This is a genomic window from Aeromonas sp. S13(2024), assembly GCF_041402405.1.
Classification (GTDB): Bacteria; Pseudomonadota; Gammaproteobacteria; order Enterobacterales; family Aeromonadaceae; genus Aeromonas; species Aeromonas veronii.
Window position 1 is genome coordinate 149,371 of record NZ_JBGLRA010000009.1, and the last position, 20,061, is coordinate 169,431.

The following is a 20,061-nucleotide window of genomic DNA, read 5'->3' on the forward strand; positions in this document are numbered from 1 at the left end:
TTGTATGAGTGTTAGTTCTGAGAGCCAGGGCGGAAGCAAGGATACCCTGCTTTGGGGCCTGGTTTTCATTATCCTGGCGGCCGCTGTAGTGGGTAATTACCTGCTCAACGATGTTGTCGCTGCCGTCCGCGCCCTGGGTGTGGTCGTTGTCATTGCTGCTGCTGGTGCAGTAGCCCTGCAAACCACCAAGGGAAAGGCAACACTGGCATTCGCCCGTGAGTCTCGCCTGGAAGTCCGCAAGGTCGTATGGCCGACCCGTCAGGAAGCCATTCAGACAACCCTGATTGTGCTGGCGGTGACCGCCGTGATGGGGCTGCTGCTGTTCGTTCTGGACGGTGCCTTGGTCTGGTTGGTCAACCTGATTACCGGTGTGTAAGGATAAGCCATGACTGAACAACGTGAACAACGTATGAGATGGTATGTCGTGCAGGCTTTTTCCGGCTATGAAGGCCGTGTAGCCAAGTCCCTGCGCGAGCATATCAAGATGCATGGCATGGAAGACATGTTCGGTGAAGTACTGGTCCCGACCGAAGAAGTGGTCGAGATGCGTGCTGGCCAGAAGCGCAAGAGTGAGCGCAAGTTTTTCCCGGGTTATGTCCTGGTCCAGATGATCATGGATGAAACCACATGGCACCTGGTGCGTAACGTACCGCGTGTAATGGGCTTCATCGGCGGTACTTCTGACCGTCCGGCACCGATCTCCGACAAAGAGGCCGATGCCATCCTGAACCGTCTGCAGGATGCCCACGACAAGCCGCGTCCGAAAACCCTGTTTGAACCGGGTGAAATGGTGCGAGTTGCCGATGGTCCGTTTGCCGACTTCAACGGTACCGTTGAAGAGGTCGATTATGAGAAGAGCCGCGTGAAGGTCTCTGTACTGATCTTCGGTCGTTCTACTCCTGTTGAACTGGATTTTGGTCAGGTCGAAAAAGGCTGATTGAATTCTGTACGTTTAACGGTTGTCAGGGGCAGCGAATATCTCTATAATTCGCTGCCCCTTTATTAGTTGGGGAGCCGTTTGCAGGAGCAAGTCTCCGAGGCGCTAGAACCCATTTTTGAGGTATTTTCCTAATGGCTAAGAAAGTCACAGCTTATATCAAGCTGCAGGTTGCTGCTGGTGCAGCCAACCCGTCTCCTCCCGTTGGTCCTGCACTGGGTCAGCACGGTGTTAACATCATGGAATTCTGTAAGGCGTTTAACGCCCGTACAGAGAAGCTGGAAAAAGGTTCACCGACTCCGGTCGTGATCACTGTTTACAGCGACCGTTCCTTCACCTTCGAAACCAAGACTCCGCCTGCTTCCTTCCTGCTGAAGAAAGCTGCTGGTATCAAGTCTGGTTCTTCCAAGCCGAACAAAGACAAGGTTGGTAAGGTGACCGTTGCCCAGCTGCAAGAAATCGCCAAGACCAAAGAGCCGGATATGACTGGTGCCGATCTGGATGCAAAAGTACGTTGCATCGCAGGCTCCGCTCGTTCCATGGGTCTGGTAGTGGAGGATTAAGACAATGGCTAAACTTTCCAAGCGTATGCGCGTTATTCGCGAAAAAGTTGACGGTACCAAAGAGTACTCCATCAACGAAGCCATTGCCCTGCTGAAAGAACTGGCTACCGCCAAGTTCGTTGAAAGCGTTGACGTTGCTGTCAACCTGGGTATCGACGCTCGTAAATCTGACCAGAACGTACGTGGTGCTACTGTACTGCCGCACGGTACCGGTCGTGATGTACGCGTTGCCGTATTTACCCAAGGTGCCAACGCCGAAGCAGCTAAAGCTGCCGGTGCTGACCTGGTAGGTATGGATGACCTGGCCGATCTGGTTAAGAAAGGCGAGATGAACTTCGACGTAGTTATCGCATCCCCGGATGCAATGCGCGTTGTTGGTCAACTGGGTCAAATCCTGGGCCCGCGCGGCCTGATGCCGAACCCGAAAGTTGGTACTGTAACTCCTAACGTTGCCGAAGCTGTCAAGAACGCCAAGGCTGGTCAGGTTCGTTACCGTAACGACAAGAATGGTATCATCCATACCACTCTGGGTAAGGTTTCTTTCAACGAAGTTCAGCTGAAAGAAAACTTGGAAGCTCTGCTGGTTGCCCTGAAAAAAGGCAAGCCCTCTTCCGCCAAAGGTCAATTCATCAAGAAAGTCAGCATCTCCACCACCATGGGTGCCGGTGTTGCCGTAGACCAAGCTTCTCTGGAAGCTCAGGCCTAATTGATGGGTTTTACAAGGCGCAAAATTTAATCTATAATTTTGCGCCTTGATTGGTTGGGGGTTTCGACCTCCGTCCAAGACCGCAGGAGGCTGCAAAGCCTTAATGTTTCCTGCGTAGACGGTGCCGGAAACCCAGCGAGAAAGATTCTTTCTCTTCTGGAATCCTGCTACCGCATCGTTCCCCTCTGTTGTAAAGGTAGGGGGGATGTGTCAGTACTGGGTCAATAGACCCGGATTCAATCCAGGAGTTAAGCCAATGGCATTGGGACTCGAAGACAAAAAGGCAATTGTTGCTGAAGTCAACGAAGCTGCCAAAGGCGCTCTTTCTGCAGTTGTTGCCGATTCTCGCGGTGTAACTGTAGACAAGATGACCGTCCTGCGTAAAACCGCTCGTGAAGCCGGTGTGTACATGCGCGTTGTGCGTAACACCCTGCTGCGTCGCGCGGTAGAAGGTACCGAATACGAGTGCCTGAACGACGCATTTACCGGTCCTACCTTGATTGCTTTCTCTAACGAACACCCGGGCGCTGCTGCTCGTCTGTTCAAAGAGTTTGCCAAAGCGAACCAAAAGTTCGAAATCAAGGCTGGCGCTTTTAACGGTGAGTTTATCGCCGCAGCACAAATTGATCGTCTGGCCACGCTGCCGACTTACGAAGAAGCAATTGCGAAGTTGATGGCGACTATGAAAGAAGCCTCTGCTGGCAAGCTGGTTCGTACTATCGCTGCTGTTCGCGACCAGAAACAAGCTGCTGCTTGATTCTCGCCTATCTAGGCTGTTTGAGTTTATTCAACATCAGGAATTTTTGTCATGTCTATCACTAAAGACCAAATCATCGAAGCCGTTGCTTCCATGTCCGTAATGGAAGTTGTTGAGCTGATCGAAGCTATGGAAGAGAAGTTCGGTGTTTCTGCCGCTGCTGCCGTAATGGCTGGCCCGGCTGCTGCTGAAGCAGTAGAAGAGAAGACCGAGTTCGACGTAGTTCTGACTGCTGCCGGCGCTAACAAAGTTGCCGTTATCAAAGCCGTTCGTGGCGCTACCGGTCTGGGCCTGAAAGAAGCCAAAGATCTGGTAGAAGCTGCTCCGGCTAACCTGAAAGAAGCCGTCTCCAAAGACGAAGCTGAAGCTCTGAAGAAAGAGCTGGAAGCTGCCGGTGCTTCTGTTGAGATCAAATAATCTGCATTTATGTAGATTAGCCTGATAAAACAGGCTAGGGCTGGTGAATTTTTGTTCACCAGCCTTTTTGCGCTGTAGACTGAGAGCATTTCACACCGTTTACGACTCTCGGTGCACCAGCAATCCGGACTGTCTTCTTTCGTCCGGGCCAACACAAAACGGTGTTGAGACAGAGCTGTCCCGCGGGACAGAGTGGGTCACTTATCAGCGAGCTGAGGAACCCTATGGTTTACTCTTATACCGAAAAAAAACGCATTCGTAAGGACTTCGGTAAGCGAGACCAGGTACTGGACACGCCTTATCTGTTGTCCATTCAGCTGGACTCCTTCAAGCAGTTCATCGAGGCTGACCCGGAAGGTGAATATGGCCTAGAGGCCGCTTTCCGTAGCGTTTTCCCGATCACCAGTTACTCCGGTAGTGCTGAGCTTCAGTATGTCAGCTATCGCCTGGGTGAGCCGGTATTTGACGTAAAAGAATGCCAGATCCGTGGAGTGACCTACTCCGCGCCGCTGCGTGTCAAGCTTCGTATGGTTCTGTACGACCGTGAAGCAGCTGCCGGCACCGTCAAAGACATCAAGGAACAAGAAGTATACATGGGCGAAATTCCGCTCATGACCGAGAACGGCACCTTTGTTATCAATGGTACCGAGCGGGTTATCGTTTCCCAGCTGCACCGCAGCCCGGGCGTCTTCTTCGACCACGATAAAGGCAAAACACATTCATCCGGTAAGGTGCTGTATAACGCTCGCGTTATCCCCTACCGTGGCTCCTGGCTGGACTTCGAGTTCGATGCGAAAGACAACCTGTTTGTCCGTATCGACCGTCGTCGCAAACTGCCGGCATCCATCATTCTGCGCGCCCTGGACTTCACTTCCGAAGAGATCCTGGCCACCTTCTTCGAAACCATCGGTTTCGAGGTCAAAGATGGCAAGTTGATGATGGATCTGGTGCCGGAGCGCCTGCGTGGCGAAACTGCGACCTTCGACATCGTGGCCAATGGTGCCGTGGTTGTTGAAACCGGTCGTCGTGTGACTGCCCGTCACATCCGTCAGCTGGAAAAAGATGCCGTTACCCAGATTGAGGTACCGGTTGAGTACGTTGTTGGCAAAGTTGCTGCCAAGGACTACGCACATCCGCAAACTGGCGAACTGGTAGTGGCAGCCAACCAGGCTCTGAGTCTGGAAGCGATTGCCAACCTGTCCCAGGCCGGCTTCAAGCATTTCGAGGTTCTGTTCACCAACGAACTGGACCACGGTGCCTACATGTCCGAGACCCTGCGCGTCGATTCCAGCACCAACCGTCTGGAAGCGCTGGTAGAAATCTACCGCATGATGCGTCCGGGCGAGCCGCCGACACGTGAAGCAGCAGAGCAGCTGTTCGAAAACCTGTTCTTCTCAGCCGAACGTTACGACCTGTCTACCGTAGGTCGGATGAAGTTCAACCGCCGTCTGGGTCGTGAAGACGAGACTGGCGCGGGCGTACTGACCAAAGACGATATCGTCGATGTGATGAAGCGCCTGATCGACATCCGTAACGGTAACGACGAAGTAGACGATATCGACCACTTGGGTAACCGTCGTATCCGTTCTGTCGGTGAAATGGCTGAAAACCAGTTCCGTGTCGGTCTGGTGCGTGTCGAGCGTGCGGTCAAGGAGCGTCTCTCCCTGGGCGACCTGGACACCCTGATGCCGCAGGATCTGATCAACGCCAAGCCGATCTCCGCCGCAGTCAAAGAGTTCTTTGGTTCCAGCCAGCTGTCCCAGTTTATGGACCAGAACAACCCGCTGTCCGAAGTAACCCACAAGCGCCGTATCTCTGCGCTGGGCCCGGGCGGTTTGACTCGTGAGCGTGCCGGCTTTGAAGTCCGAGACGTACACCCGACCCACTATGGTCGTCTGTGCCCGATCGAGACTCCTGAAGGTCCGAACATCGGTCTGATCAACTCCCTGTCCGTGTACTCTCGTACCAACGAGTACGGTTTCCTCGAGACTCCGTACCGCAAGGTCATTGACGGTGTGATCACCGACGAAGTGGACTACCTGTCTGCTATTGAAGAAGGCAAGTACGTGATCGCACAGGCTAACGCCGCGACCACCGAAGATGGCCGTCTGAAAGATGAATTGATCCCGTGCCGTCACAAAGGTGAATCCACCTTTATGAACGCCGACCAGATCCAGTATATGGACGTGAGCCCGCAGCAGATCGTATCTGTGGCAGCGGCCCTGATCCCGTTCCTGGAACACGATGACGCGAACCGCGCATTGATGGGTTCAAACATGCAACGTCAGGCTGTACCGACCCTGCGTGCTGACAAGCCGCTGGTAGGTACCGGTATGGAACGCGCTGTGGCCGTTGACTCCGGTGTAACCGTAGTTGCCAAGCGTGGCGGCATGATCGACTACGTCGATGCCTCCCGTATCGTTATCAAGGTAAATGAAGATGAGCTGATGCCAGGCGAAGCCGGTATCGACATCTACAACCTGACCAAATACACCCGTTCCAACCAGAACACCTGTATCAACCAGCGTCCTTGCGTGATGTTGGGTGAGCCGGTCATGGCAGGCGACGTACTGGCTGACGGCCCGTCCACCGATCTGGGTGAACTGGCTCTGGGTCAGAACATGCGCGTCGCGTTCATGCCGTGGAACGGTTACAACTTCGAAGACTCGATCCTGGTGAACGAGCGTGTTGTTCAGGAAGATCGCCTGACCACCATCCATATCCAGGAACTGGCCTGTATCTCCCGTGACACCAAGCTGGGTCCGGAAGAGATCACTGCTGACATCCCGAACGTGGGTGAAGCCGCTCTGTCCAAGCTGGACGAGTCCGGTATCGTCTACGTGGGTGCCGAAGTGAAGGGCGGCGACATTCTGGTTGGTAAGGTAACGCCGAAAGGTGAAACCCAGCTGACTCCGGAAGAGAAGCTGCTGCGCGCCATCTTCGGTGAGAAGGCGTCCGACGTGAAGGACTCCTCCCTGCGTGTACCGAACGGTGTGTACGGTACCGTGGTTGACGTGCAAGTCTTTACCCGCGATGGCGTGGAAAAAGACAAGCGCGCCAAAGAAATCGAAGAGATGCAGCTGAAGGAAGCGAAGAAGGACTTGACCGAAGAGTTCAAGATCCTGGAAGACGGCATTTTCGGCCGCTCCCGCAACCTGCTGCTGGCCGCCGGTTACAGCGAAGATCGTCTGAACAAGCTGGAGCGTTCCAAGTGGTTTGAACTGGCCATCGAAGATGAAGCCAAGCAGACCGAACTGGAGCAGATCGCTGAACAGCACGTTGAGCTGAAAGCCGAGTTCGACAAGAAGTTCGAGAACAAGCGTCGCAAGATTATCCAGGGTGATGATCTGGCGCCGGGCGTACTGAAAATCGTCAAGGTTTATCTGGCAGTCAAGCGTCGCATCCAGCCGGGTGACAAGATGGCGGGCCGTCACGGTAACAAGGGTGTTATCTCCAAGATCTGTCCGGTCGAGGATATGCCTCATGACGAGTTCGGCCGTCCGGTCGACATCGTACTGAACCCGTTGGGCGTACCGTCTCGTATGAACATCGGTCAGATCCTCGAAGTGCACCTGGGCCTCGCCGCCAAGGGTATCGGCGAGAAGATCGATCGCATGGTCAAAGAGCAGCGCGAGCTGCACGAGATGCGCAACTTCCTGCAGCAGGTCTACGACCTGGGCGAGAAGGACACCCAGCAAGTGAACATCGCCGAACTGTCTGACGACGACGTACGTACCCTGGTGGGTAACCTGCGTAAGGGTCTGCCGGTTGCTACTCCGGTCTTTGATGGTGCCAAAGAGCGCGAAATCAAAGCCCTGCTGAAGCTGGCCGATCTGCCGGAGTCCGGTCAGATTGATCTGTTCGACGGCCGTACCGGTAACCGCTTCGAGCGTAAAGTAACCGTTGGTTACATGTACATGCTCAAGCTGAACCACCTGGTCGACGACAAGATGCACGCGCGTTCTACCGGTTCTTACAGCCTGGTTACCCAGCAGCCGCTGGGTGGTAAGGCTCAGTTCGGTGGTCAGCGTTTCGGTGAGATGGAAGTGTGGGCCCTGGAGGCTTACGGTGCAGCATATACCCTGCAGGAGATGCTGACCGTCAAGTCTGACGATGTGAATGGCCGTACCAAGATGTACAAGAACATCGTGGATGGCGACCACCGTATGGAGCCGGGCATGCCCGAATCCTTCAACGTATTGCTGAAGGAAATCCGCTCTCTGGGTATCAACATCGAGCTGGACGAAGAGTAAGAGCTCGCTCTTATTGTTCGAGAATTGACGTGGGCGCCCCGAGAGGGGCGCCGAGGTTAGACTCCTGACAGGGGAAACACGTGAAAGACTTACTCAAGTTTTTGAAGGCTCAGACCAAGACCGAAGAGTTTGACAGTATCAAGATCGGTCTGGCCTCTCCTGACATGATCCGCTCCTGGTCATTCGGTGAGGTCAAAAAGCCTGAGACCATCAACTACCGGACTTTCAAGCCGGAGCGTGATGGTCTGTTCTGCGCCCGTATCTTCGGACCGGTGAAGGACTACGAGTGTCTGTGCGGCAAGTACAAGCGCCTGAAACACCGTGGTGTGATCTGTGAGAAGTGCGGCGTTGAAGTGACCCAGACCAAGGTCCGTCGTGAGCGTATGGGCCACATCGAGCTGGCCAGCCCGACTGCCCACATCTGGTTCCTGAAGTCCCTGCCGTCCCGTATCGGTCTGCTGCTGGACATGACCCTGCGCGACATCGAACGCGTGCTCTACTTCGAATCTTTCGTAGTTATCGAGCCGGGCATGACCAACCTCGAACGCAGCCAGATGCTCTCTGAAGAGCAGTACCTGGATGCGCTGGAAGAGTGGGGCGACGAATTTGACGCCAAGATGGGTGCCGAAGCAATCCTGGCATTGCTGCGCGCCATCGATCTGGAAGGTGAAGTCAAAGCGATGCGTGAGGAGCTGGATCAGACCAACTCCGAGACCAAGCGCAAGAAGACCACCAAGCGTCTGAAGCTGATGGAAGCTTTCCTGCAGTCCGGCAACAAGCCGGAGTGGATGATCATGACAGTGCTGCCTGTGCTGCCGCCGGACCTGCGTCCGCTGGTACCGCTGGACGGCGGCCGTTTCGCGACTTCCGATCTGAACGATCTGTACCGTCGCGTGATCAACCGTAACAACCGCTTGAAGCGTCTGCTGGATCTGGCTGCTCCGGACATCATCGTGCGCAACGAAAAGCGCATGTTGCAAGAGTCCGTCGATGCGCTGCTGGATAACGGCCGTCGCGGTCGTGCCATCACCGGTTCCAACAAGCGCCCGCTGAAATCCCTGGCCGACATGATCAAGGGTAAGCAGGGTCGTTTCCGTCAGAACCTGCTCGGTAAGCGTGTCGACTACTCCGGTCGTTCCGTTATCACCGTAGGCCCGACTCTGCGTCTGCATCAGTGCGGTCTGCCGAAGAAGATGGCGCTGGAACTGTTCAAGCCGTTCATCTATGGCAAGCTGGAAACCCGCGGTCTGGCGACCACTATCAAGGCCGCCAAGAAGATGGTGGAGCGCGAAGAAGCTGTCGTTTGGGATATCCTGGACGAAGTTATCCGCGAACACCCGGTTCTGCTGAACCGTGCACCGACTCTGCACCGTCTGGGTATCCAGGCATTCGAACCGACTCTGGTCGAAGGCAAGGCAATCCAGCTGCACCCGCTCGTTTGTGCTGCGTATAACGCGGACTTCGACGGTGACCAGATGGCTGTTCACGTACCGCTGACCCTGGAAGCCCAGCTGGAAGCGCGTGCGCTGATGATGTCTACCAACAACATCCTGTCGCCTGCATCCGGTGAGCCGATCATCGTTCCTTCTCAGGACGTGGTCTTGGGTCTGTACTACATGACCCGCGCCCGCATCAATGCGAAGGGTGAAGGTATGGTGCTGTCCGGCCCGAAAGAGGCCGAGAAAGTGTACCGTGCTGGTCTGGCCGACCTGCATGCTCGCGTCAAGTGCCGCATCACCGAGTACGTGAAGAACGAAGCCGGTGAGCTGGTTGCCAAGACCGAGATGAAGAACACCACCGTTGGTCGTGCGATCCTGAGCCTGATCCTGCCGAAAGGTATGGAATACGCCCTGATCGACGAGCCGAAGGTGCTGACTGCTGCCGAGCAGGCCGATCTGGAAGCCAATCCGCAGAACTGGATCAAATGCGTATCCAACAAGGCGCTGGGCAAAAAGCTCATCTCCCGTCTGCTGAACACCTGCTATCGCAAGCAGGGGCTGAAGGACACCGTTATCTTCGCTGACCAGCTGATGTATACCGGTTTCCACTACGCGGCGCTGTCCGGTGCTTCCGTTGGTATCGATGACATGGTCATCCCGGATGCCAAGAAAGACATCATCGCGTCTGCCGAAGCCGAAGTTGCCGAGATCCAGGACCAGTTCCTGTCCGGTCTGGTAACTGCGGGCGAACGTTACAACAAGGTTATCGATATCTGGGCCAGCGCCAACGAGCGCGTCTCCAAGGCCATGATGGAGAACTTGTCCAAAGAGCGTAACGTCAACTCGCTGGGTGAAGAAGAAGAGCAGGCCTCGTTCAACAGCATCTTTATGATGGCCGACTCTGGTGCGCGGGGTTCCGCCGCCCAGATCCGTCAGCTGGCCGGTATGCGTGGCCTGATGGCCAAGCCGGATGGCTCCATCATCGAGACTCCGATCATCGCGAACTTCCGCGAAGGTCTGAACGTACTGCAGTACTTTATCTCTACCCACGGTGCTCGTAAGGGTCTGGCGGATACTGCACTGAAGACTGCGAACTCCGGTTACCTGACTCGTCGTCTGGTAGACGTGGCGCAGGACATGGTGATCACCGAGGACGATTGCGGCACTACCGACGGTCTGTGGATGACTCCGCTGATCGAGGGTGGCGACGTGGTCGAGCCGCTGCGTGAGCGCGTGCTGGGTCGTGTGGTGGCAGAAGATGTCATCAAGCCGGGTACCGAGGACGAGATCCTGGTTGCTCGCAACACCCTGCTCGATGAGCAGCTGTGTGACCTGCTGGAGCGTAACTCCGTTGACCGTGTGAAGGTACGTTCTGCCATCACCTGTGAAACCGACTTCGGTAACTGTGCTCACTGCTACGGCCGTGATCTGGCCCGTGGTCACCTGGTTAACAAGGGTGAGGCTGTCGGTGTTATCGCCGCCCAGTCCATCGGTGAACCGGGTACCCAGCTGACGATGCGTACTTTCCACATCGGTGGTGCTGCATCTCGTGCCGCTGCTGAAAGCAGCATCCAGGTCAAGAACACCGGTACCATCAAGCTGCAGAACGCCAAGTTCGTTCACAACAGCGATGACAAACTGGTTATCACCTCACGTTCTACCGAACTGACCATCATGGACGACATGGGCCGTACCAAGGAAAGCCACAAGCTGCCTTACGGTTCCGTGCTGGAAGTGAAGGACGGCCAGGCCGTGAGTGCTGGCGAGACTGTTGCCAACTGGGATCCGCACACCCACCCGATCATCACCGAAGTGGCAGGTCGTCTGCAGTTCGAACACATGATCGATGGTGTGACCATCACTCGTCAGACCGACGAGCTGACCGGTCTCTCTTCTATCGTTGTTCTGGACGTCAACGAGCGTCCGAGCGCCGGTAAAGAAATGCGTCCGACCGTTAAACTGGTCGACCTGAACGGCAAAGACGTGATGATCCCGGGTACCGATGTAGCCGCCCAGTACTTCCTGCCGGGCAAGGCGATCGTGAACCTGGAAGATGGTGCCAACGTGGGCGTGGGTGACGCGGTAGCGCGTATCCCGCAAGAGTCCGGCGGTACCAAGGACATCACCGGTGGTCTGCCGCGCGTTGCGGATCTGTTCGAAGCACGTCAACCGAAGGAACCGGCAATTCTGGCCGAGATCTCCGGTACCATCTCCTTCGGGAAAGAGACCAAGGGCAAACGCCGTCTGGTCATCACCCCGACCGATGGTGGCAACGTCTACGAAGAGATGATTCCGAAGTGGCGTAACCTGAACGTGTTCGAAGGTGAAAAAGTTGAGAAGGGTGAAGTGCTGGCGGACGGTCCTGAGTCTGCTCACGACATCCTGCGTCTGCGCGGTATCAGCCCGGTCGCCAACTACATCGCCAACGAAGTGCAAGACGTTTACCGTCTGCAAGGCGTTAAGATCAACGACAAGCACATCGAAGTCATCGTTCGTCAGATGCTGCGCAAGTGCGAGATCCTGAGCGCTGGCGATACCGATCTGATCGAAGGCGAACAGGTTGAAGTGGCTCGTGTGAAGATTGCCAACCGTAAGCTGGTTGCCGAGGGCAAGACCCCTGCGACCTACCGTCATGTACTGATGGGTATTACCAAGGCATCTCTGAGCACCGAGTCCTTCATCTCCGCGGCTTCCTTCCAGGAAACCACTCGCGTTCTGACCGAAGCCGCCGTAGGTGGCAAGCGTGATGAACTGCGTGGTCTGAAAGAGAACGTCATCGTGGGTCGTCTGATCCCGGCTGGTACCGGCTTTGCCTACCACCATAGCCGGATCAACCAGCGTGCTGCCGCAGCTCGTGCTGTTGGTACCCCGCAGGTGACCGCTGATGAGGCTCAACAGAACCTGGCGGATCTGCTGAACGCAGCCGGTAGCTTCGACGAAGAGTAACTCGTCATCCGTGATTAAAAAGGGCTCCTTCAAGGAGCCCTTTTTGTTGGCCAATTCCTCGGCAAAGGTAGACGCAGCGCGGGTTTCAGGATGATCCAGAGCAAAGTTGTAGAGTAAAAAATCAAAAAAAGTTGACTTTACTCCCCTGCAATTTAAAACTCGGGAAAGTTGAATGGTTATTACAGGGGTAGAACATGACTGTCGGTATCGAGGAAGCCATGCTTCCCGAAGAACAGCTGATCAGCCGCACTTTTACAGATGAAGACAGGGAATTGTTGCGCTCATACGATGGGCTCATCGATGGCTTGGCCGAGCTGTTCGGCAAGCATTGTGAAGTGGTACTCCACTCCTTGGAAAATCTGCACGAGTCGGTGATCAAGATCGCTAACGGCTTCAATACCGGACGCACCCTCGGGGCGCCCATCACCGATCTCGCCCTGCGCATGCTCAAGGATATCGAGAGCACCGGCCAGGATTACACCCAGAGCTATTTCGCTCGCAGCCGTACCGGCGCGCTGATGAAGTCGAGCACCATCGCCATTCGCAACAGCGAGCGGCAAGTTGTGGGGCTTATCTGCATCAACCTGCACATCAATGCGCCTTTCCACGAGTTCGTGGCCGAATTTTTCCCAACGCCCCAGCAGGCGGCGCGTCAGTCACCAGAGACCTTCGCCAACAGTGTCGAAGAGCTGGTTGCCCAGACGGTGGATAACACCATCGACGAGATCAATCGCGATCCCACCGTGGCCAACAATGCCAAGAACCGCTTCATCGTGACCCAGCTGTTCGAGAAGGGCATTTTCGACATCAAGGATTCGATCAATCTGGTGGCGGACAAACTCAATATTTCAAAACATACCGTTTATCTTTACATCCGACAGCGCAAGCAGGGTGAAGACGAGAACGAGTAACTCATTCCAGAAGGGGATAGATGAATGGCTAAAGAAGTGATTGCAACCGACAAGGCGCCTGCCGCGATTGGTCCGTATGTTCAGGCTACCAAGGTTGGCGAGATGATCTTCACCTCCGGGCAAATCCCGCTCGATCCTGCCACCATGGAAATCGTGGCTGGCGGCATCGAAGAGCAGGCCGAACGGGTGATGAAGAACCTGGTTGCCGTGTTGCACGCTGCCGGTGCCGATGCCAGCAAAGTGGTCAAAACCACCTGCTTCCTGAGCGACATGAACAACTTCGTTGCCTTCAACCAGGTCTATGCCCGCTACTTTGGCGATGCGGCGCCAGCCCGCTCCTGCGTGGAGGTGGCCCGTCTGCCGAAAGATGTGCTGGTCGAGGTCGAGGCGATTGCCCATCTCTGATCAACAGATTGAATCAAGCCCCTCCTGGCAGGGGCTTTTTTGTTTTTGGCGTAAAATGGACCGGGTCAGCACAGGAGTCCTGCTATGAGTCTGAGTTTTGCCATCCTGGTCACGGGGCCTGCCTATGGCACCCAATCGGCCAGCACAGCCTATCGTTTTGCCCGCACCCTGTTGGCGCAGGGGCATACCTTGTCCCACCTGTTCTTCTATCAGGACGGGGTCTGCAACGGCAACGGTCTGCATCTGCCTGCATCCGATGAGACTGACCTGGTGCGTATGTGGCGAGAGCTGGCAGAAGAGCAGGGGATCCGTATCGACGTCTGCGTCGCCGCCGCCATGCGGCGCGGTGTGCTCGATGAACAGGAGGCCAAGGGGGCGGGGCTGGTGCACTTCAATCTGCAAGCGCCATTTTGTCTGAGCGGTCTGGGCCAGTTGGCCGAGGCTGCGCTCACCGCCGATCGGCTGGTTCAGTTCTAGGGGGAGTCATGAGTAAGAAAATCGCATTTATCTGCGGTCGTGGCCCCCATGGCCACGCTGCCGGCCGGGAGGGGCTGGATGCCCTGCTGGCCACCTCGGCCATGACCGACGAGCTGGCACTCTTCCTAATTGGTGACGGCGTGCTGCAACTGCTTAAAGAACAGCAGCCACAGGCCATCTTGCAGCGCCACTATGCGCCAACCTTCAAGATGCTCGAGCTCTATGACATCGAGGAGGTGTACGTCTGTGCCGACTCGCTGGCCGAGCGCGGTGTGACGGTCGAGGATCTGCTGATCCCGGTTGAAATACTGTCGCGGGCAGAGATGGCCAACCAGTGGTCACAATGCGCGACGCACATCAGCTTCTGAGGTCCCCATGTTGCATCTGATCTTGAATTCCCCTTTCCAGAGCCAGGCACTGGCTCAGGCGCTCTCATACCTGCAATCTGGCGATGAACTGGTGTTGATGCAGGATGCCGTCATTGCGGCCTGTGCGCCCCAGTGGTGCGAACAGCTGGCCGGGATCCCGCTACACGTCATGACCGAGGATCTGCAGGCGCGTGGTTTGCGTCATCAAGTGGGCGATTTGCTGGATATGGCCGGTCTGGTCGAGCTGATTGCACAAAAAGGCTCCCCCAGAACCTGGGCTGGCTGATTTCCATATTTTTACGTTAATTCAACGAATTATGGAAAATCCATGCGGATCCGATTTGCCCTTCTATGCCACAAACTGTATAAATCTTGACTCCCCAGACAACAGGGCATAAAATTTCGCGTCCCCGTATATGCGGGGAGGATTTTCCACACGTTTATGAAGTCATTATCAGGAGCCTTTTGATGGCAACTATTAACCAGTTGGTTCGCAAGCCACGCATCAAGCTCGTTGTGAAAAGCAACGTGCCGGCGCTGGAAGCGTGCCCTCAGAAGCGTGGCGTATGCACTCGTGTATATACCACCACCCCGAAGAAGCCTAACTCTGCACTGCGTAAAGTGTGCCGTGTACGTCTGACCAACGGCTTCGAAGTCACCTCCTACATCGGTGGTGAAGGTCACAACCTGCAAGAGCACTCTGTTGTTCTGATCCGTGGCGGTCGTGTAAAAGACTTGCCAGGTGTTCGTTATCACACCGTTCGTGGTGCGTTGGACTGTGCCGGTGTTAAAGACCGTAAGCAGGCTCGCTCCAAGTATGGCGTGAAGCGTCCTAAAGCTTAATGGTTCTCCGTTAAGTAAGGCCAAACGTTAATTCGTTTCTAGTTAGATAGCTTTCTAGTTTTGGGTAATCCCTGAAGTTACGGAGAATTTGAAATGCCAAGACGTCGTGTTGTTGGTCAGCGTAAAATCCTGCCAGATCCCAAGTTCGGATCAGAGCTGCTGGCTAAATTTGTCAACGTAGTAATGGTTGACGGTAAGAAATCTGTTGCAGAAGCCATTGTTTATGGCGCCCTGGACATCATTGCCACCAAATCTGGCAAAGAGCACCTGGCCGTATTCGAAGAAGCTCTGGATAACATTCGTCCGGCGGTCGAGGTTAAATCTCGTCGCGTCGGTGGTGCAACCTATCAGGTGCCGGTAGAAGTTCGTCCGGTACGTCGCAATGCTCTGGCAATGCGCTGGTTGGTTGATGCCGCTCGTAAACGTGGTGAAAAATCAATGGCTCAGCGTCTGGCTGGCGAGCTGCTGGATGCCGCTGAGAACAAGGGTTCGTCTGTCAAGAAACGTGAAGACGTTCACCGTATGGCTGAAGCGAACAAGGCTTTCGCTCACTTCCGCTGGTAATCCGCTTGCGCAGGGTCTTTGGGCTCTGCGCACCTTTAATTATCTAGGGACAAGCGCCTTAGTAAGAGGATGACAATGGCTCGTACAACCCCCATTGAGCGTTATCGTAATATCGGTATCTCCGCTCACATTGACGCCGGTAAGACTACTACTACCGAGCGCGTACTGTTTTACACCGGTGTAAGTCACAAGATCGGTGAAGTTCACGATGGCGCTGCCACCATGGACTGGATGGAACAGGAACAAGAGCGTGGTATCACCATCACCTCCGCCGCGACCACCGCTTTCTGGTCCGGTATGGGTAAACAGTTCCAACCGCACCGTATCAACATCATCGATACCCCGGGCCACGTTGACTTTACTATCGAAGTAGAGCGTTCAATGCGTGTTCTGGACGGTGCCGTAATGGTGTACTGTGCCGTAGGTGGCGTACAGCCACAGTCTGAGACCGTATGGCGTCAGGCTAACAAGTACAAGGTTCCCCGTATCGCGTTCGTCAACAAGATGGACCGTACCGGTGCTAACTTCCTGCGTTGCGTTGAGCACATCCGCACTCGCCTGAAGGGCAATCCGGTTCCTCTGCAGCTGAACATCGGCTCTGAAGAGAACTTCAAAGGCGTAGTTGACTTGGTCAAGATGAAGGCCATCAACTGGAGCGAAGCTGATCAGGGCGTATCTTTCGACTACGAAGATGTGCCGGCCGAGCTGCTGGAACAGGCGCAAGAAATGCGCATGAATCTGGTTGAAGCCGCTGCTGAAGCGTCTGAAGACCTGATGGAAAAATACCTGGGCGGCGAAGAGCTGACCGAGGAAGAGATCAAGCAAGCTCTGCGTCAGCGCGTGCTGAACAACGAAATCATCCTGGTAACTTGTGGCTCCGCGTTCAAGAACAAGGGCGTACAGGCAATGCTGGATGCGGTTGTTGAGTACCTGCCTGCTCCGACCGATGTAGCTGCTATCGACGGCCTGAAGATGGATGGCGAGACCAAAGACGAGCGTCATGCTTCTGATGACGAGCCGTTCTCTGCTCTGGCGTTCAAGATTGCCACTGACCCGTTCGTTGGTAACCTGACCTTCTTCCGCGTCTACTCCGGTGTTGTTAACTCCGGTGACTCCGTGCTGAACTCCGTCAAGGACAAGCGCGAGCGTTTCGGCCGTATCGTTCAGATGCACGCCAACAAGCGTGAAGAGATCAAAGAAGTTCGTGCAGGTGACATCGCTGCTGCCATCGGTCTGAAAGATGTGACCACTGGTGACACTCTGTGTGACGAAAAAGCGCCGATCATCCTCGAGCGTATGGAATTCCCGGAGCCGGTAATCTCCATCGCGGTTGAGCCGAAAACCAAGGCTGACCAAGAGAAGATGGGTCTGGCTCTGGGCCGTCTGGCTCAGGAAGACCCGTCCTTCCGCGTATGGACTGACGAAGAGTCTGGCCAGACCATCATTGCCGGTATGGGTGAGCTGCACCTGGACATCATCGTTGACCGTATGCGTCGCGAGTTCAAGGTAGAAGCGAACGTAGGTAAGCCGCAGGTTGCCTACCGTGAAACCATCCGTACCGCCGTTAAAGACATCGAAGGCAAACATGCCAAGCAGTCTGGTGGTCGCGGTCAGTACGGTCACGTTGTGATCGACATGTACCCGCTGGAAGAAGGCAAGGGCTACGAGTTCGTCAACGACATCAAAGGCGGTGTCATTCCTGGCGAATTCATCCCGGGCGTTGACAAAGGCATCCAGGAACAGCTCAAAGCTGGTCCGCTGGCTGGCTATCCGGTTATGGACCTGGGTGTGCGTCTGCACTTCGGTTCCTACCACGATGTCGACTCTTCCGAACTGGCGTTCAAGATCGCTGCTTCCATGGCCTTCAAGGCTGGCTTCATGAAGGCCACTCCGGTTCTGCTCGAACCGATCATGAAAGTAGAAGTTGAAACTCCGGAAGATTACATGGGCGACGTTATCGGTGACCTGAACCGTCGTCGTGGCCTGATCGAAGGTATGGAAGATGGCCCGTCCGGCAAGATCGTACGCGCCATGGTGCCGTTGGCCGAGATGTTCGGTTATGCAACTGCACTGCGTTCCGCTACCCAAGGTCGTGCTTCCTACGCCATGGAATTCGCCAAGTATCACGATGCACCGACCAACGTTGCACAAGCCGTGATCGAAGAGCGCAAATCCAAGTAATTTAAGATTCCCCGCCTACGACGGTAGGCGGGTTTAACCTAGAAGGACTACGTCGTGTCTAAAGAAAAATTTGAGCGTAATAAACCGCACGTAAACGTCGGCACCATCGGCCACGTTGACCACGGTAAAACCACCCTGACTGCAGCTATCACCAACGTGCTGGCCAAGCACTTCGGTGGTAAAGCTTTCGCCTTCGACCAGATCGACAAGGCACCGGAAGAGCGTGAGCGTGGTATCACCATCAACACCTCCCACGTAGAATACGACACCGCTACCCGTCACTACGCCCACGTAGACTGCCCGGGTCACGCCGACTACGTTAAAAACATGATCACCGGTGCTGCCCAGATGGACGGCGCGATCCTGGTAGTAGCAGCGACTGACGGCCCGATGCCGCAGACTCGTGAGCACATCCTGCTGGGTCGTCAGGTAGGCGTTCCGTACATCATCGTGTTCATGAACAAGTGCGACATGGTAGATGACGAAGAGCTGCTGGAACTGGTCGAGATGGAAGTTCGCGAACTGCTGTCCGAGTACGACTTCCCGGGTGATGACCTGCCGGTAGTCCGTGGTTCTGCACTGAAAGCGCTGGAAGGCGAAGCTCAGTGGGAAGAGAAGATCCTGGAACTGGCTGGCCACCTGGACAGCTACATTCCGGAGCCGGAGCGTGCGATTGACCAGCCGTTCCTGATGCCTATCGAAGACGTATTCTCTATCGCTGGCCGTGGTACCGTAGTAACCGGTCGTGTAGAGCGCGGTATCGTTAAAGTTGGTGAAGAAGTGGAAATCGTTGGTATCAAAGATACCACCAAGACCACCTGTACCGGCGTTGAAATGTTCCGTAAGCTGCTGGACGAAGGTCGTGCAGGCGAGAACATCGGTGCACTGCTGCGTGGCGTGAAGCGTGAAGACGTAGAGCGTGGTCAGGTACTGGCCAAGCCGGGCACCATCAAGCCGCACACCAAGTTTGAATCTGAAGTGTACGTACTGTCCAAAGAAGAAGGTGGTCGTCATACCCCGTTCTTCAAAGGCTACCGTCCGCAGTTCTACTTCCGTACTACCGACGTGACCGGTACCATCGAACTGCCGGAAGGCGTAGAGATGGTAATGCCGGGCGACAACATCAAGATGGTTGTTACCCTGATTGCGCCGATCGCGATGGACGACGGCCTGCGTTTCGCTATCCGTGAAGGTGGCCGTACCGTAGGTGCTGGTGTTGTAGCTAAAGTTATCGCTTAATCGATACTTTAAATGCACACATGAAAGGGGTGGCTTCGGCCGCCCCTTTTGTTTTTGGGCTTTATCTGCCCTGTGAGATACTGGGCAAAACCATTGATAGAGGTAGTTTTCGTGAGCAAACCCGCCATTTTTCTGGATCGTGACGGTGTCATCAATGAAGACACAGGTTATGTCAGCCAGGTCGATGACTTCCATTTTCTGCCCGGAGTCATAGACGCCCTGCAGCTCCTCAAAAAGAAAGGCTATCTGCTGGTTGTAGTGACCAACCAGTCAGGGATTGCCCGCGGTTATTTCACCGAAGATGATTTCATGAACCTGACCGAGTGGATGGATTGGTCGCTGGCCGATCGCGATGTGGACCTTGATGGTATCTACTTCTGCCCGCACCATCCGGATCACGGTGCCCCCTGTGATTGCCGCAAACCGGAGCCAGGTATGCTGCTGTTGGCGCAACAGGAACTGGGGATCGACATGAGTCGTTCCTATATGGTGGGTGACAAGCCCTCTGATCTGAAAGCTGCCGTCAATGCCGGGGTCGGTCACAAGATCATGGTCAGAACCGGTAAGCCGGTGACCGAAACGGGTAGTGCGCTGGCCGACGCTCTCTATGACAATCTGCACGATTTTGCCGTTGCGGTACCTGCGGTGAGCTGATTTCGCCGGTTTAATATGCCAATTGGTGGCTTTGTGAGCGAACAAACAGCGAAAGCCATCTTTTTGAAATTATCTGCTTGCCAGAAAGAATTCACTCCCTATAATGCGCCTCCATCGACAGGGCAAGCGGCAACGCAAACAACCTTGTCGATAACCTCGAAAAGCCTTTGAAAATAAGGCTTGACTCGAGAAAGCGGTTGAGTAGAATTCCACTCCCGCAGCAACACACTGTTGCGTCGCTCTTTAACAATTTGAATCAAGCAATCTGTGTGGGCACTCACAGCATCGAACATCAAAAACAATTTTTGATTTTCAATGTCTGGTGAAGTGACCAAGACGATTTCTTAGCAATAAGAAGTCGAACAGTTTATTTCAGCAATTCATTGAGCCGCTTTTCGAAG

Annotated in this window: 18 protein-coding genes; all 18 read left to right on the plus strand. The window is 55.0% G+C overall.

Annotated elements, in window-relative coordinates; translation table 11 throughout:
- Positions 1-4 precede the first annotated feature (4 nt).
- Positions 5-376, plus strand: a complete 372-nt coding sequence (gene secE, locus ACB042_RS13590; RefSeq protein ID WP_005306322.1) for a preprotein translocase subunit SecE — start codon at positions 5-7, stop codon at positions 374-376.
- A gap of 9 nt (positions 377-385) precedes the next feature.
- Positions 386-937 (plus strand): transcription termination/antitermination protein NusG, encoded by a 552-nt coding sequence (gene nusG / locus ACB042_RS13595; RefSeq protein WP_005306318.1) that lies wholly within the window; start codon positions 386-388, stop codon positions 935-937.
- Between the two features lie 134 nt (positions 938-1,071).
- Positions 1,072-1,500 carry a 50S ribosomal protein L11 gene (gene rplK, locus ACB042_RS13600; RefSeq protein ID WP_005339887.1) on the plus strand — a complete coding sequence of 143 codons (429 nt, stop codon included), beginning with the start codon at positions 1,072-1,074 and terminating at the stop codon, positions 1,498-1,500.
- 4 nt (positions 1,501-1,504) lie between these two features.
- Positions 1,505-2,206 carry a 50S ribosomal protein L1 gene (gene rplA / locus ACB042_RS13605; protein ID WP_005339888.1) on the plus strand — a complete coding sequence of 234 codons (702 nt, stop codon included), beginning with the start codon at positions 1,505-1,507 and terminating at the stop codon, positions 2,204-2,206.
- A 256-nt stretch (positions 2,207-2,462) separates the two neighbouring features.
- Entirely contained in the window at positions 2,463-2,963 is a 501-nt protein-coding gene (gene rplJ / locus ACB042_RS13610; RefSeq protein ID WP_005339895.1) for a 50S ribosomal protein L10, read from the plus strand.
- 51 nt (positions 2,964-3,014) lie between these two features.
- Complete coding sequence (gene rplL / locus ACB042_RS13615; protein WP_011707702.1) at positions 3,015-3,380, plus strand: 50S ribosomal protein L7/L12; 366 nt, start codon at positions 3,015-3,017, stop codon at positions 3,378-3,380.
- A 224-nt stretch (positions 3,381-3,604) separates the two neighbouring features.
- Positions 3,605-7,633, plus strand: coding sequence for a DNA-directed RNA polymerase subunit beta (gene rpoB / locus ACB042_RS13620; protein WP_005341838.1), 4,029 nt, complete (start codon positions 3,605-3,607; stop codon positions 7,631-7,633).
- Between the two features lie 80 nt (positions 7,634-7,713).
- On the plus strand, positions 7,714-12,018 hold the full coding sequence (gene rpoC, locus ACB042_RS13625; protein ID WP_371178561.1) for a DNA-directed RNA polymerase subunit beta': 4,305 nt from the start codon (positions 7,714-7,716) through the stop codon (positions 12,016-12,018).
- A 194-nt stretch (positions 12,019-12,212) separates the two neighbouring features.
- A complete protein-coding gene (locus ACB042_RS13630; protein WP_005339902.1) occupies positions 12,213-12,929 on the plus strand; it encodes a transcriptional regulator in 717 nt (238 codons plus the stop codon).
- 24 nt (positions 12,930-12,953) lie between these two features.
- The gene (locus ACB042_RS13635; protein WP_005339904.1) at positions 12,954-13,334 is read left to right on the plus strand and encodes a RidA family protein; all 381 of its coding nucleotides are present in this window, start codon (positions 12,954-12,956) and stop codon (positions 13,332-13,334) included.
- Positions 13,335-13,418: 84 nt separating this feature from the next.
- Positions 13,419-13,811: a sulfurtransferase complex subunit TusD gene (gene tusD, locus ACB042_RS13640; RefSeq protein WP_371178562.1), complete on the plus strand. Its 393-nt coding sequence runs from the start codon at positions 13,419-13,421 to the stop codon at positions 13,809-13,811.
- An 8-nt stretch (positions 13,812-13,819) separates the two neighbouring features.
- Entirely contained in the window at positions 13,820-14,179 is a 360-nt protein-coding gene (tusC, locus tag ACB042_RS13645; RefSeq protein ID WP_371178563.1) for a sulfurtransferase complex subunit TusC, read from the plus strand.
- Positions 14,180-14,186: 7 nt separating this feature from the next.
- Positions 14,187-14,465, plus strand: a complete 279-nt coding sequence (gene tusB / locus ACB042_RS13650) for a sulfurtransferase complex subunit TusB (RefSeq protein WP_041210880.1) — start codon at positions 14,187-14,189, stop codon at positions 14,463-14,465.
- 182 nt (positions 14,466-14,647) lie between these two features.
- A complete protein-coding gene (gene rpsL, locus ACB042_RS13655) occupies positions 14,648-15,022 on the plus strand; it encodes a 30S ribosomal protein S12 (RefSeq protein WP_005306278.1) in 375 nt (124 codons plus the stop codon).
- 93 nt (positions 15,023-15,115) lie between these two features.
- Positions 15,116-15,586, plus strand: a complete 471-nt coding sequence (gene rpsG / locus ACB042_RS13660; RefSeq protein WP_040067654.1) for a 30S ribosomal protein S7 — start codon at positions 15,116-15,118, stop codon at positions 15,584-15,586.
- Positions 15,587-15,661: 75 nt separating this feature from the next.
- Positions 15,662-17,767 (plus strand): elongation factor G, encoded by a 2,106-nt coding sequence (gene fusA, locus ACB042_RS13665; RefSeq protein ID WP_041210881.1) that lies wholly within the window; start codon positions 15,662-15,664, stop codon positions 17,765-17,767.
- Between the two features lie 54 nt (positions 17,768-17,821).
- Positions 17,822-19,006, plus strand: a complete 1,185-nt coding sequence (gene tuf, locus ACB042_RS13670) for an elongation factor Tu (protein WP_074042664.1) — start codon at positions 17,822-17,824, stop codon at positions 19,004-19,006.
- 111 nt (positions 19,007-19,117) lie between these two features.
- On the plus strand, positions 19,118-19,660 hold the full coding sequence (gene gmhB, locus ACB042_RS13675; protein WP_371178564.1) for a D-glycero-beta-D-manno-heptose 1,7-bisphosphate 7-phosphatase: 543 nt from the start codon (positions 19,118-19,120) through the stop codon (positions 19,658-19,660).
- The last annotated feature ends 401 nt before the right edge of the window (positions 19,661-20,061 follow it).